This is a genomic window from Undibacterium parvum (assembly GCF_003955735.1).
GTDB lineage: Bacteria > Pseudomonadota > Gammaproteobacteria > Burkholderiales > Burkholderiaceae_D > Undibacterium > Undibacterium parvum.
The window spans coordinates 1,693,721-1,706,559 of sequence record NZ_CP034464.1; the positions used below are offsets into that span (position 1 = coordinate 1,693,721).

13 protein-coding genes are annotated in these 12,839 nt (G+C 53.2%); 6 read left to right on the top strand and 7 right to left on the bottom strand.

Annotated features, from left to right (window positions below; genetic code table 11):
• Positions 1-29: 29 nt before the first annotated feature.
• The 5 genes from speD to EJN92_RS07330 all read right to left on the bottom strand — a co-directional run bounded on the left by speD (position 30) and on the right by EJN92_RS07330 (position 3,645).
• Positions 30-404 (bottom strand): adenosylmethionine decarboxylase, encoded by a 375-nt coding sequence (speD, locus tag EJN92_RS07310; RefSeq protein WP_126127203.1) that lies wholly within the window; start codon positions 402-404, stop codon positions 30-32.
• A 5-nt stretch (positions 405-409) separates the two neighbouring features.
• Complete coding sequence (locus EJN92_RS07315) at positions 410-589, bottom strand: hypothetical protein (RefSeq protein ID WP_126127204.1); 180 nt, start codon at positions 587-589, stop codon at positions 410-412.
• A gap of 5 nt (positions 590-594) precedes the next feature.
• Positions 595-2,085, bottom strand: coding sequence for a DUF4178 domain-containing protein (locus tag EJN92_RS07320; protein WP_126127205.1), 1,491 nt, complete (start codon positions 2,083-2,085; stop codon positions 595-597).
• A gap of 12 nt (positions 2,086-2,097) precedes the next feature.
• A complete protein-coding gene (locus EJN92_RS07325) occupies positions 2,098-3,177 on the bottom strand; it encodes an SPFH domain-containing protein (RefSeq protein ID WP_126127206.1) in 1,080 nt (359 codons plus the stop codon).
• Positions 3,178-3,258: 81 nt separating this feature from the next.
• A complete protein-coding gene (locus tag EJN92_RS07330) occupies positions 3,259-3,645 on the bottom strand; it encodes a DUF350 domain-containing protein (protein ID WP_126127207.1) in 387 nt (128 codons plus the stop codon).
• Positions 3,646-3,735: 90 nt separating this feature from the next.
• On the opposite strand from EJN92_RS07330, the gene EJN92_RS07335 reads away from it, so the two are divergent.
• From EJN92_RS07335 to EJN92_RS07355, 5 genes are all read left to right on the top strand, one after another.
• Positions 3,736-5,247: a polyamine aminopropyltransferase gene (locus tag EJN92_RS07335; protein ID WP_126127208.1), complete on the top strand. Its 1,512-nt coding sequence runs from the start codon at positions 3,736-3,738 to the stop codon at positions 5,245-5,247.
• A gap of 13 nt (positions 5,248-5,260) precedes the next feature.
• On the top strand, positions 5,261-6,883 hold the full coding sequence (locus tag EJN92_RS07340) for an NAD(P)-binding protein (RefSeq protein WP_126127209.1): 1,623 nt from the start codon (positions 5,261-5,263) through the stop codon (positions 6,881-6,883).
• A 159-nt stretch (positions 6,884-7,042) separates the two neighbouring features.
• Entirely contained in the window at positions 7,043-7,423 is a 381-nt protein-coding gene (locus EJN92_RS07345) for a tautomerase family protein (RefSeq protein ID WP_126127210.1), read from the top strand.
• A gap of 169 nt (positions 7,424-7,592) precedes the next feature.
• A complete protein-coding gene (locus EJN92_RS07350; RefSeq protein ID WP_126127211.1) occupies positions 7,593-8,078 on the top strand; it encodes an ecotin in 486 nt (161 codons plus the stop codon).
• Between the two features lie 320 nt (positions 8,079-8,398).
• On the top strand, positions 8,399-8,977 hold the full coding sequence (locus EJN92_RS07355) for an HD domain-containing protein (RefSeq protein ID WP_126127212.1): 579 nt from the start codon (positions 8,399-8,401) through the stop codon (positions 8,975-8,977).
• Positions 8,978-9,393: 416 nt separating this feature from the next.
• Here the strand turns inward: EJN92_RS07355 and EJN92_RS07360 are convergent, their stop codons facing one another.
• Entirely contained in the window at positions 9,394-10,131 is a 738-nt protein-coding gene (locus tag EJN92_RS07360; RefSeq protein ID WP_170174886.1) for a DUF3047 domain-containing protein, read from the bottom strand.
• A 181-nt stretch (positions 10,132-10,312) separates the two neighbouring features.
• Between EJN92_RS07360 and EJN92_RS07365 the strand changes: the two genes are divergently transcribed.
• On the top strand, positions 10,313-11,272 hold the full coding sequence (locus EJN92_RS07365; RefSeq protein WP_126127214.1) for a DUF808 domain-containing protein: 960 nt from the start codon (positions 10,313-10,315) through the stop codon (positions 11,270-11,272).
• Positions 11,273-11,404: 132 nt separating this feature from the next.
• Here EJN92_RS07365 and glmU read toward each other — a convergent pair whose 3' ends face one another.
• Positions 11,405-12,772 (bottom strand): bifunctional UDP-N-acetylglucosamine diphosphorylase/glucosamine-1-phosphate N-acetyltransferase GlmU, encoded by a 1,368-nt coding sequence (gene glmU, locus EJN92_RS07370; RefSeq protein WP_126127215.1) that lies wholly within the window; start codon positions 12,770-12,772, stop codon positions 11,405-11,407.
• Between the last annotated feature and the right edge of the window lie 67 nt (positions 12,773-12,839).

Below are 12,839 nucleotides of genomic sequence, written 5' to 3' on the forward strand. Positions count from 1 at the left end.
ATGGAATATGCGCGCTGGGCTAGTGCTGTTTACATTTTGCTCTGGCCACGCTGTATGCGGTTTAGCTCGCAGTGAGTCGCTGCTAAGCTCTGTTTGATGTATTGTAGCGCCAGTTCGGCTTGCGCTTGACCGCAGATGAAAATATCCAGCGCGGCATAGCCGTGTTCTGGCCAGGTGTGTATCGTGATATGCGATTCGGCCAGCAAGACCACGCCGGTGATGCCTTGCCCGGCATCGAAGCTATGGAAGTGGCTAAACAGAATATGGGCACCGGCCGCTTCGGCAGCGGCGCGTAGCAAGGCCTCCATGCTGCTGGCATCGCGCAGTTTCTCAGCTGCGACGCCGTATAGATCGGCGATTAAATGCCGACCGCAAGGCAGATAGCTAGCCACAGTTGCAGACATGGGTATCATTTGTGGCCACCGCCACCACCGCTGCCGCTACCCCAAGAGCCGCCACTAGTGCCAGAATTAGAGCTCCAGCTACTACCACTGCCGGCGTTGCGGCTGGAGAACAGCAGCCGGCCCCAGCTCACGCTCGATGAGAGCACCGTCACCAGCATTGCGTAGATAAAAAATTTATTCTTCATATCTATTATTCGTCCTCGCCCTTACCGGCTGGCCCCATCAATTTGGCGGGGTAATAAATCGCCGCGACCGCCAGCCCGACCACCCACCAGTTGGCATCAAAACTAGCTAATAAAGGGATTAAGTTAATCGCCAAAATCGCAAAAATAAACTTACGACTTAGGCTGGCGATGGCTGCTTCATCGCTGTCAGCGCCAGCCGCTTTATCGGCCTTGATAGTATCGCCAAACCAGGCGCGGATCTGATCGGCCGCCACCGGGGTGGATAATGACCAGGTGATTTCATCTGCGCTGATTTCGGCGGCCAGCTTATTTCTACCACTTTCAAATTCAGTGACATTGATGCTGCCGCCGACCGCCACCCGCCAATTGAAGGCACCGGCAGCGAAGATCACTTTGGCGCGGTAGTCATAGAGTTTTTTATAGCTCTTATCGCCCAGAGTAGCGTTCTCGCCGTGATACCAGAGCGGCCAGTCGGCCAGCACTTGTGCCCTGGCCCAGCCTTCATTGGTTTCTATCAGCCACAAGAAGCCAGCGCGGGTACTGTACAACAGGTATTCGGTCCAGACGGTGTTCTCATCGTCTTTGCGTTTCATCAGGCCTATGATCTGGTAGTTGTTGGCGCTAATCGTCGCCTTGGCACCGAGTTCTAGCGTGGTATTTAGCTTACTCATGCGATCGGCGCTGGCCAGCACTTGTGCTACCGTGCCGCTGGTGTCTAGCTGCGAGTGGCAGCGCGAACAAATTACATTGGCAGTGAGACCGGGTAGATAATCCATATTGCTGCCGCAGGCGGGGCAATTGAGACTAGTAATCTTGCCGCGAAATTTTCCGGCCGAGGCTTTAATCGCATCTTCATCGCGCAATAACTGAAATTTTAATTCGCCCAGCGTGACCGCTTTGCCGATATACAGCGCGGCTTGGTTTTGCTTACTGTTGTCGCTAGCTTGGTCTACATCCGAATAGTCCAGGGTCAAAAACTGACTGCCATGACGGAAGTCTGCCAGCCTGGCCTGCCAACCCGGCCCGACTTTAAACGGCAACTCGCCCTGCCCGCCTATGCAATCGGCGATCCGCACTTCAGCGGCCAGATACGGCAAGCCAGCGATCTCGTAAGTTTGCGCGACCACGATGTCGGCGAAGGCAGGCAGATTGCTGTTGCCGGTTTTTTCAGTGGTGAGCGTGAACTGGCCGGAAGAGTCGCCCAACCAGGCGGCTGTGCCATCTTCAAACAGCAGATACCACTCGTTCCACATGCCAGCAGAATAGCGCAGCTGGATACGACCGATGACATCAAAGGCACGTCCGCCAAACACGCCGGAACTACCTAGCTGCAGCGGCGAGTAATCTTCCAGCACAGCCGACATCTTGCCGAAATCCTTGACGGTATCGGCATCTTTTAAGACCGTGGTTTTGCAATACTCGCAGACCGCCATGACGGAGGCGTGCGAACGGAAAACGACTGCTGCACCACAGCCGGGACAAGAAACAGTTTGCATGGATGGTGCGATCTAGCCTATCAATTTTTTGAGCATTTCGGCTTTGGCGCTATCGTAGTCGGCGGCGGTAATCAAACCTTTGTCGAGTAAACCCTTGAGCTTGCCCAGACGCGCCTCTATGTCTTGCTCTGCTGGCGCCGGGGTGGCGGCCGTTGCCACCAGCGCTGCCGCGGCCAAAGGTGCAGCAGCGGCAGCAGCAGCAGCAGGCTGAGCATGCATCGCGTCCTGCAAGCCTTGCGTCATGACCTGGCCAAAACCTACGCCAGCCGATAAACCTGCACCGAGACCGGCCAGGCCGCCTTCGTTCTGCGCCGCCAGTGGAATTGAGCTTGCCACCTGAAACTTGGTAAAGCCGGCCATCTTGTCGGTCCCCAAACCACCCTTCATGCCCGCCGAGATACGCTCATCCAAGGCCGCTTGCAGCTCTTCCGGCAAGCTGACGCTGGCGACATTAAATTCATCCAGACCCAGACCGTATTTATCGAAGGCGGTTGCCAGCTCGCCCTTGATCTGCTGCGCCATCAAGGTTTGGTTGGCCGCCATATCAAGGAAGGACACATTGGCACCGCCCAAAGAATTGGCCATGGTGGCGAGCGTGATGCCGCGCAACTGATCTTCGACTTCGTCGCGCGTGTAGACATCGCGGGTGCCGCTAATTTCGGTAAAGAACCTTTTTGCATCGGTGACGCGATACGAATACATGCCGAAAGCGCGCACTCTGATCATGTCGAAATCTTTGTCGCGTATCGTGACCGGCTGCACCGTGCCCCACTTGCGCCCGGTCTGAATGCGCGTGCTGAAAAAATACACATCTGATTTGAACGGCGAATCAAACAGCTTGTCCCAATTTTTAAGATTGGTCAGCACCGGCAGAGTATTGGTGCTGAGCTTGTGATTGCCTGGGCCAAAGACGTCTGCCACTACGCCTTCGTTGACGAAAATCGCTACTTGCGATTCGCGCACGGTCAACATGCCGCCGTTTTGTATCTCAAAATCTTGCATAGGAAAACGCCATGCCAGTACGCCTTCTGTGTCTTCATTCCATTGCAGTACGTCGACAAACTGCTTCTTGATAAATGAACCGATACTCATGATGGTCTCCGGAGATAGTGGTGGGATGTTCGGTAAAAAATACGCTGAATAAATACGCTAAAAATAGCTGTAAATATTTGCTTAGGAAATACAGGCGGCATTCACCGCACCGATAGATAAAGAGATCGCGCCCAGCAAGCCGCCATAGGCGGTATTACCGGATTCGATATGCTCTTTAGAATTGCGCAAAATCATGGTGGTGACGCCATACGCCAATACTTGTACCAACAGCGCGCCAAAGGCCCAGGCCGCAAACTGCTGGTAATTGGCGGTGTGGATCAGACTAGAAGCGATGGTCAAAGAGAAGCCGATCAGGCTACCCGCCAGTGATAGTGCAGCGGCGTTGTTACCCTGGCGTATCAAGAGAAATTCATTGAAAGGTGTGATGGCGGTGTACACCCACAAAAACAGTGCAATCAGGCCACTGGCTACGGCCAGATGGAGTAGGTAATTGAGAATGATGGGCACGGCGCTCTCACTTTAAAAATTCAGAGAAAATGTACAAAAGAAAATTACTAGAATGGCATGAAGAAAGTATACTAGTCCAAAAGTGAGCCTATGAATAAAAAAATATTAATTCTTTCGGTCTTCGTGGTCGCCTCCTGCGGTTTAGCCTATGAGCTGATCGCGGGCGCCTTGTCTAGCTACCTGCTGGGCGACTCTATCTTGCAATTTTCTACCATCATAGGCTGCTACCTGTTTGCCATGGGAGTGGGCGCGCATTTTTCTAAATATGTCAAAGACGAGGACGTGCTATCGCGCTTTGTCGACATTGAGCTTGCGGTGGGTTTAATCGGTGGCGTTTCAGCCGCTTTATTGTTTATGACCTTCACCTGGATGGCGGCACCGTTTCGCATTTTGCTGTACGTGCTGGTGTTCTTGATCGGTGCCCTAGTCGGCATGGAAGTGCCTCTGGTGATGCGCGCCCTGAACGCCCGTGATACCGGCTTCAATGAGCTGGTCAGCCGCGTACTAACCTTCGATTATCTGGGTGCGTTGGCGGTCTCGCTCTTGTTTCCGCTGGTACTGGCGCCGTATCTGGGGCTGGCGCGCACCGGTTTTTTATTTGGCATGCTCAATGTGGCGGTGGCGCTGTGGACTATTCACGTATTTAAGGCCGAACTGAAAAACATAGCCGGCCGTTTTTTGCGGGCCGCTAGCGTCATGTGTTTTCTGGTGTTTGGCTTCATCATGTCGGACCGTTTGGTGGCTTGGGGTGAGCACGGCTTATTTGGCGACGAAATCGTATTTACCACCAGCACACCATATCAGCGTCTGGTGATCACGCACTGGAAAGACGATCTGCGTCTGTACATCAATGGCAATCTACAGTTTTCTTCACGCGACGAATATCGCTACCACGAAGCGCTGGTGCATCCGGTGATGCAAACCCTGCCGTGGGCGCGCTCTGTTTTGATACTTGGCGGTGGCGATGGTTTGGCTTTGCGCGAAGTACTGCGCTATCCGAATGTCAAACAGGTGACGCTGGTCGATCTTGATCCCGCCATGACGACCGCCTTTACCCAACGCCCTGAGCTGGTAAAACTCAATCATGCTTCATTCAGTGATCCTAGGGTGACAGTGGTGAATGCGGATGCCGCCATCTGGTTGCAAAATACGCAGGACATGTTTGATGCCGCCATCGTTGATTTCCCCGATCCGTCTAGCTTCGCCTTAGGCAAGCTGTATTCGGTACCGTTTTACGGCATTTTAAAAAAACACCTGGCTGCCAGCGGTTTGATGGTGGTGCAGGCCACCTCACCGTTTTTTGCGCCACACGCGTTTTGGACTATCGATGCCACGCTGCGCGAAGTCGGTCTGCGCACTTATCCATATCACGCCTATGTGCCCTCGTTTGGCGAATGGGGTTTTGTGCTGGCCTCACCGCAGCAGGCGTATTCCCCGCCTACCGAATATCGTCTGCCTATGCGCTACCTGAATGCCGCTACCACGCGTGAAATGTTTAGCTTCCCGCCGGATATGCCGCGTCAGGAAATGCCGGCCAATCGCCTCAATACCCAGTCCTTGGTGCATGAATTTGAGCAAGACTGGCGTCAGGTAATCCGCTGATGATGAGGTTCAGATGAAGCGTCGTTCGTTTCTGGTCTGGAGCGCCGCCAGTGGTGCCGCTGCGCTGGGTAGCGCTGCTGGATTTAGCCGCTGGCAAGAGATCGATACCAGCGTGAACTTCCCCGGCCGCGAGCAAGGGCATTTTTTACGCAATAATTTGCGTAAGAACAGCGCCATGCCGCCGCCTTCAGAAATCATCAATACCGATGTGTTGATCTTGGGCTCAGGCATTGCCGGCCTGACTGCCGCGTGGAAGCTAAACAAACTAGGGCGGCAAGATTTTTTGATGATCAAGGGGCCGCAGCCATATGGCAATGCAGCCGGTGGCCATTTTGGCGATCTGGCCTACCCGACCGGCGGCCATTATCTGCCGCTGCCTTCGCCCGAGTCTGTGCATGTGCGCGAAATTTTGAGTGATCTGGGTATCATCCAGCGCAATCCATACAGCGAAAAACCTTACTACGACGAGCGCTACCTGTTGCATGGGCCGGAAGAGCGTTTGCTGATCAACGGCAAATGGCAGGATGGCTTCATCCCCACAGCAGGCGTGCCGCCGCAAGATCTGGCCGAGCATCAGCGCTTCTTCGCCGAAGTCGAGCGGCTGCGCAATTTGCATGGCAGCGATGGCAAGCGCGTGTTTGTATTCCCCACCGTGCAGTCTTCGGCCGATCCCGAGTGGCAGGCGCTGGATAAGATCACGCTGAAAACCTGGTTAGAGCAAAACGGCTATCACGCACCCAGCCTGCACTGGTATCTGAATTATTGCTGCCGTGATGATTATGGTACGCGCTACGACCAGGTCTCGGCCTGGGCCGGCTTGCATTACTACTGCAGCCGCTGGGGCCAGGCCGAGAACGCCGGCAATGGTGCCTGGCTGACCTGGCCAGGCGGCATGCAACCAGTGGCCGAAGCAATCGATAAAGCCGCCGGGGGTGGCCGTAAAAACGGCACCGCCATCTCGCTCACACCCACGCCAGATGGGGTGGAGGCGCTGTGCTTTGAACTGATCAATGGCGTTGCCACCACCTACACGGTACGCGCCCGTAAAGCCATCTGCGCCATGCCGCTGTATGTGGCGGCACGCGTGATCGAGAATATCCGGCAATATGGCTTTGATCCGACCCTACATACGCCGGTCTACGCGCCGTGGATGGTGGCGAACTTTCTCATGAAAGCCTTCCCCAAGGAATTGCCGGAAGCGCCGCTGTCGTGGGATAACGTGGTGTATCAGGAACCGGGACTCGGTTATGTGGTCTCTACCCATCAGGATATACGCGTCACGCCGCCGGACAAAACCGTGTTCAGCGCCTATGTCGCGCTGTCCGACCGCAGCCCTGAACAGGCGCGCAAATGGATGGAGACAGCCAGCCCGAAAGAATTACTCGCCGTAGCCAGCGCCGACTTAAAGACTGCCTACGGCTGGCGCTTTGCCGCTAACGTAGAGCGGGTCGACATCACCTTACGCGGTCACGCCATGGCCGCGCCACGTCCTGGCTTTCGTAGCAATGCCGGTCTGAAGGCGCTGCGAGAATTAGACGGCCCGATTCTGTTCGCACACGCCGACTTGTCAGGCTTTTCGGTATTTGAAGAAGCCGCATGGTGGGGCTATCGCGCGGCCAAATTGGCGGTACGATAGAAATTATGAGCACTGGCCGGTGACGCAATACCCATGCGGGTTTGCAGCTGGCATGCCCGCAGAAGCGCATGGAATATGCGCGCTGGCGGAGTCGATTTTTTGATGTAGAAGTAGATCTAGCTATTTAGTTTTTCCTTACAAACTGACAGGAGTCTCATCATGCCACTCATTACCATTAGCGTCTGCAAACCAAAATCAAACGAATTTAAATCACTGATTTTAGATACCATCCATCTGGCCTTGCAGCATGTCGGCGTGCCCGCTACCGACAAGTTCCAGCGCGTGTTGGAATTAGATGCTGAAGACTTTCGCTTTGATACTGGCTATCCGGATGTGCAAGGCGCGCGTACTAGCGATTTTGTGTTGATCGAGATACTCTGGTCGCTAGGCCGTAGTGTCAAAGTAAAAAAAGAATTTCTATCCTTCTTAATGCAGGAATTTAGCAAGAAAAATATACAGCCAGAAAATGTCATGCTGGTGTTCAAGGAAACCCAGTGGGAAAACTGGTCGTTTTCCGGTGGTCGTCTGCTGCACACTTAAATTAAAAAAAAGACCTCGGCCGCTCACGCATATTCCATGCGGCCTGCAGCAGGCTTGGCCGCTAAGCCGCATGGAATATGCGTGTTAGGCCAATGCTATAATTTATTCTGAGCATAGTGAGCCGCGCCACACTGTGTCAGATTGTATTCTCTCAAAAAAAGGAAACCCCATGCTCAAGACTGTCAAAAAATTCTTCGGTGCTAGCCTATTGGTAATGTGTGTCATGCCTATCAGCCAGGCGGCTGACAATATGCAGGCGTTTCCGGCAGCCGAACCAGGCATGCTCAGACATGTCTTGCAAGTGCCGGTGCAAGAAGATGAGGCTGGGTTCAAGGTCGAATTAATCGTCGGTAAGACAGTAGAGGTGGACGCGCACAATCGTTATTTTTTCGGCGGCCAGATCAGCACCGAAACCATACAGGGCTGGGGTTTCGAGCGCTATCTGGTCAAACAAATCGGGCCTATGGCGGGCACGCTGATGGCGATAGACCCAAATGCGCCTAAGCTGGCGCGCTTTGTTAGCCTGGGCGGCGAGCCTTTTTTGATCCGCTATAACAGCCGTTTGCCTATCGTGGTGTATGTGCCTGCAGGGACTGAAGTGCGTTACCGCATTTGGAGTGCAAGTCCTGAAACCAGGAGCATGGAAAAATCCTAGGCTTGGCGTTGGACTTGGTCGTAACCTTGACTGGCAGATGCTCGCCCATTGTAGGCCACCAATGACACTCAGGGCAAACCCTAGCCAGGCATGAACGCAAAAATGATTTATCCGCCCGCCTTGTTCGTTTGGTTTTTTTGCTGATCGCCACACAGAATAATGATTTCTGAAAACCACACATAAATTGTAAAAAACACCAATATTCCTTCGCTCTGAACTACACTGAGGTGTAGGCTAGTAAGCCTAAGGTTGGCGCCCCGATCGGTAGCGACACTGCTGGCCAGATGGAAACTGCAATTACATTTCAGAGGAGAAAAATCATGCGTGCCCGTGCTCATTTTGTCCGTATGCAAGACGGCAGTGCCGAGGATTGGAAAATTATCGCAGAAGAATTTATGCAGTACAGCAAGGGCTTGCCGGATCGCGTGATACGTCATCTGCAATTGCTAGAAGGTGATTTTGGCGGCTTTCGTATCGATCGCTATACCCACTCGCTGCAGACCGCCACCCGCGCCTTGCGCGATGGCCGCGATGATGAATATGTGTGCTGTGCCTTGCTGCATGATATCGGTGACACTTTAGGCTCCTTCAATCATCCGGATATCGCGGCGGCGATTTTAAAACCCTTCGTCAGCGAAGAAAATCTGTGGATGGTGCAACATCACGGGATTTTTCAGGGCTATTATTTCTTCCATCATCTGGGCATGGACAGAGATATGCGCGAGCAATTTCGCAGCAATCCGAATTTCGAACGTACTGCAGAATTTTGCGAATTATACGATAGCCCATCCTTCGATCCGCATGCCGAGACTTTCCCTGTGGTCGAGTTTGAACCTATGCTGCGTAAGCTGTTTGCCAATCCAAGAAACACTATTTACACAAGTAAAGACTTAGAATGAAGCTAGGCTTTGCCTAAAAAATAGGCGCAAGCAAGGCTGGCAATAAAATTAGAATAGATATTCAAATCATGAATATCTAACATCAGAAAGGATCATTGTACTTATATTTGTTCTTTGCTTATCATGCCTTCCGTACCCACTTTTAGGAAGAAAATCATGTTTAACGCCATCATCGAAGTTCAAATTTTGCTCACTTTTGCACTGACCAGTATTGCTCTGATTTCGGTCATCGTAAATAAAGAAGGCAATTAATTTTTATTGTGTTTTTTTCGTGAATAGTTGTAGGAATGTTGTAAAAGCCGTTTTAATTAATTTCATCGCATAGTCCATCTACAGTACCAGCCCCGTTCCGGGGACAGATCGCTTGCTTCAGTTTAGCAGCACATTTGTAGCGCATTTTTAGCATACTCATTGCCTTATTTATTGGCGCAGCTCAGACTCAAGTCGGCATACCAACCCACCGCTTTTTTCCCGGTATTGTCGGTGTCTGTCATCACCGATACGCCTATCAGGCGGCCAGGCGCGCTGCCAAAGGCCCGACGATAATCCTCCGCAATATCTCGCTGCATGGCTTGCCATGTGCCCAGCCCGTGCTTACCCGATGCCACTACCAGCATTTTGAGCTGACTGGTATGCGCCGAAGGAATGATGCTTTCAAGAGCGTGCTGTTCGCTCCAGATATACATCAAGGTGGCAAACGGTAATTCAACGCCTGCGATTACCTTACTCATCTTGATGCGAAATTGCTCGGTCTCCGGTAGGCTAGCAAGATCGCCATCAAACGACAGCATCACGCGCAAGGGCGAATCTTCGCGTTTCTGATCGCGGTTGTCGGCGCCGGGGATTAAGGCGTCGGTTTTCCAGCGCCATTGCAAGCTGCTAAATTCTGTGCTGGGAGTTTTGAGTTTGAGCGCGTACAGCGAGGCCGAATCGTCGGCTTCGGCACGTAAAACTTTGCGCCCAGCTTCTTGCACTAGTTTGTACTGGGTATCGTTTTTAAATTTAGACAAGGGCACATGCGCCCATTCATCCGGATGCTGTGCAAAAGCCAGCTGCAGGGTCTGGGTCTGGCAAGCTGGCAGCGTATCGGCCGCTACTCCCCAAGAGCTGATGGTGGACAGCAAGATAGTCAAGAAAAAAGGCGATGTTTTCATCATGCGATCTCATCGTGAGGCTGACAAGTATTTTAGCGCTTTATTTCTATACCGGTTGGCCATCGCCCTTTCTGCTATCTGGAGCGCTAGACAGAGCATGGCAGTGGCATAATGGCAGCTTTCGGCCAGCGCTTATTCTTGCGCAGGTCATACCGCATTCACGCAAAAAGGAATTTCTGTTATGGCCGGTGCCAGCCTCTTAGTTCTATTCGATGATATTGCCAGTGTGCTAGATGATGTCGCCTCCATGACCAATCTGGCAGCCAAAAAAACTGCTGGCGTCTTGGGCGATGATCTGGCTTTGAATGCCGAACAAGTCAGCGGAGTGCGCGCCAGTCGCGAGTTGCCGATAGTGTGGGCAGTAGCAATGGGTTCGTTTAAAAATAAACTGATCTTAGTGCCGCTGGCATTGGCTTTGAGTGCCTTTGCGCCGGTCTTGATCATGCCCTTATTAATGCTCGGCGGTGCTTACCTGTGTTTTGAAGGTTTTGAAAAACTAGCGCATAAGTATTTACATAGCGCCGCTGAAGATCAGGCTGAACATGATGATCTGGTGCAGGCTTTGGCGCATGAAGAAGTCGATATGCTGGCCTTTGAAAAAGATAAGATCAAGGGCGCGATCCGTACCGATTTTGTACTCAGCGGTGAGATCATCATCATTACCCTGGGCACGGTGGCGGGGGCCGCGTTTTCGCGCCAAGTGGTGGTGCTCAGCGCGATCGCCATCATCATGACGGTCGGCGTGTATGGACTGGTCGGTCTGATCGTTAAGCTAGACGATATCGGCCTGTATCTAAAAACAAAAAAAGGTAGCGCCGCCTTGCGTGGCTTGCGTCATAGCGTCGGCGATGCGCTGCTGGCGTTTGCCCCTAAGCTGATGAGGGCGCTGACCGTGATCGGTACCATCGCCATGTTCATGGTCGGCGGCGGCATCCTGACGCATGGCATCCCAGCGGTGCATCACTTCATAGAAAACAGCGCACTAGCAGTTGCCAGTGTGGCTGGAGTAGGCGCGCTGTTGGCAGCGCTCACACCATCGCTGCTGAATGCCATAGCTGGAGTGATCGCCGGCGCCATCGTGCTGGTCGCGGTGACGCTATTGCAGCGTATCTACGGCGTGTTTAAGAGCAAGCCTGCGTAGCGTAAATTTAAAAACCACCCCTGCCAGCACGCATATCCTATGCGGCCTGCAGGGCTGTGCCTTGCGAAGCCGCATGGAATATGCGCGAGCGGGGTGGTGCTGGTAAATTTTTTGAGGCAACTTACTTCTTGATTACTTCTTGATTTTTTGCGGACGCTGCCAGTTGTCTAGGGTGATTTGGCGGGCGCGTGAAACGGTCAATTTGCCCGCTGGTGCATCCTTGGTCAGGGTGGTGCCAGCGCCCAGGGTTGCGCCCTTACCTACCGTGACCGGCGCTACCAATTGGCTGTCGCTACCGATGAAAACATCGTCTTCTATGATGGTGCGGAACTTGTTGGCACCGTCGTAATTGCAGGTGATGGTGCCGGCACCGATGTTGACGCGGCTGCCGACGGTGGCATCACCGATGTAGGCCAGATGATTGGCCTTGCTGTGAGCCGCGATCTGGCTGTTTTTTACTTCGACAAAATTACCGATATGCACGTCGTCAGCCAATTCTGTGCCGGGGCGCAGTCTGGCATAGGGGCCGATCTGCGATTTGGCACCGATGATCGCTTCGTCGATATGGCAGAAGGCCTTGATGCTGCTACCGGCTTTGATATGCGCATCTTTAATCACGCAGTTGGGGCCAACGCTAACGCCGTCTTCCAAAGTGACACAGCCTTCAAACACGCAACCGACATCGATGCTGACATCGCGTCCGCAAGTGAGTGTGCCACGCACATCGATACGCGCCGGGTCCATTAAAGTGACGCCTTGTTCCAGCAGACGCTTGGCGATATTACTTTGATGGACGCGCTCTAATTCTGCCAGTTGCACCTTGCTATTCACGCCCAGAGTTTCCCAGATCGCATCTGGTTGTGCCGAAACGACTGCCACGCCGTCGGCCACGGCGCGCGCCACGATGTCGGTCAGGTAGTACTCGCCTTGCGCGTTATTGTTGGAGAGCGTGGTCAACCAGTATTTCAGCTTGGCAGTCGGCGCGATCAGGATACCGGTGTTGATTTCTGTAATCTGTTTTTCTGCTTCATTGGCATCTTTTTGCTCGACGATGCGCACTATTTTGCCGTCTTCACGCACCATGCGACCCAGGCCAGTCGGGTCGGCCATTTCGGCGGTCAGGATGGCGAGTTTGTCTTGGCCCGCAGCCGTGATCAGTCTTTGCAAGCTGGCGCTGGTGGTCAAAGGCACATCGCCGTACAGCACCAGAGTCGGCACGCTGTCGTCTAACACAGCGCTGGCTTGCGCCACTGCATGGCCAGTGCCTAGCTGCGGCTCTTGCTTGGCAAACCGCAGGTCGTCGGCAGCTACTGTGGCGGGCACTTGCTCGCCGCCATGGCCGTAGATCACGCAGATATTGGCAGAACCTATGTTTTGCAGACTGCGCGCCGTGTCTATCACGTGCGACAGCAAAGGCTTACCGGCCAAGGGGTGCAAGACCTTAGGTAAGGCCGATTGCATACGTTTGCCCATACCGGCGGCGAGGATAACGACATTCATGGGAGAGCTTTCTAGTGAATATTGTGCAAATTTTAACATACCGCCCATTTTGTTTCTAGGCGAAATG

Excerpts from the sequence above, each read along its gene's own strand:
- speD (WP_126127203.1), bottom strand. The coding sequence starts at position 404 with ATGTCTGCAACTGTGGCTAGCTATCTGCCTTGCGGTCGGCATTTAATC.
- EJN92_RS07315 (WP_126127204.1), bottom strand. The coding sequence starts at position 589 with ATGAAGAATAAATTTTTTATCTACGCAATGCTGGTGACGGTGCTCTCA.
- EJN92_RS07320 (WP_126127205.1), bottom strand. The coding sequence starts at position 2,085 with ATGCAAACTGTTTCTTGTCCCGGCTGTGGTGCAGCAGTCGTTTTCCGT.
- EJN92_RS07325 (WP_126127206.1), bottom strand. The coding sequence starts at position 3,177 with ATGAGTATCGGTTCATTTATCAAGAAGCAGTTTGTCGACGTACTGCAA.
- EJN92_RS07335 (WP_126127208.1), top strand. The coding sequence starts at position 3,736 with ATGAATAAAAAAATATTAATTCTTTCGGTCTTCGTGGTCGCCTCCTGC.
- EJN92_RS07340 (WP_126127209.1), top strand. The coding sequence starts at position 5,261 with ATGAAGCGTCGTTCGTTTCTGGTCTGGAGCGCCGCCAGTGGTGCCGCT.
- EJN92_RS07345 (WP_126127210.1), top strand. The coding sequence starts at position 7,043 with ATGCCACTCATTACCATTAGCGTCTGCAAACCAAAATCAAACGAATTT.
- EJN92_RS07350 (WP_126127211.1), top strand. The coding sequence starts at position 7,593 with ATGCTCAAGACTGTCAAAAAATTCTTCGGTGCTAGCCTATTGGTAATG.
- EJN92_RS07355 (WP_126127212.1), top strand. The coding sequence starts at position 8,399 with ATGCGTGCCCGTGCTCATTTTGTCCGTATGCAAGACGGCAGTGCCGAG.
- EJN92_RS07360 (WP_170174886.1), bottom strand. The coding sequence starts at position 10,131 with ATGAAAACATCGCCTTTTTTCTTGACTATCTTGCTGTCCACCATCAGC.
- EJN92_RS07365 (WP_126127214.1), top strand. The coding sequence starts at position 10,313 with ATGGCCGGTGCCAGCCTCTTAGTTCTATTCGATGATATTGCCAGTGTG.
- glmU (WP_126127215.1), bottom strand. The coding sequence starts at position 12,772 with ATGAATGTCGTTATCCTCGCCGCCGGTATGGGCAAACGTATGCAATCG.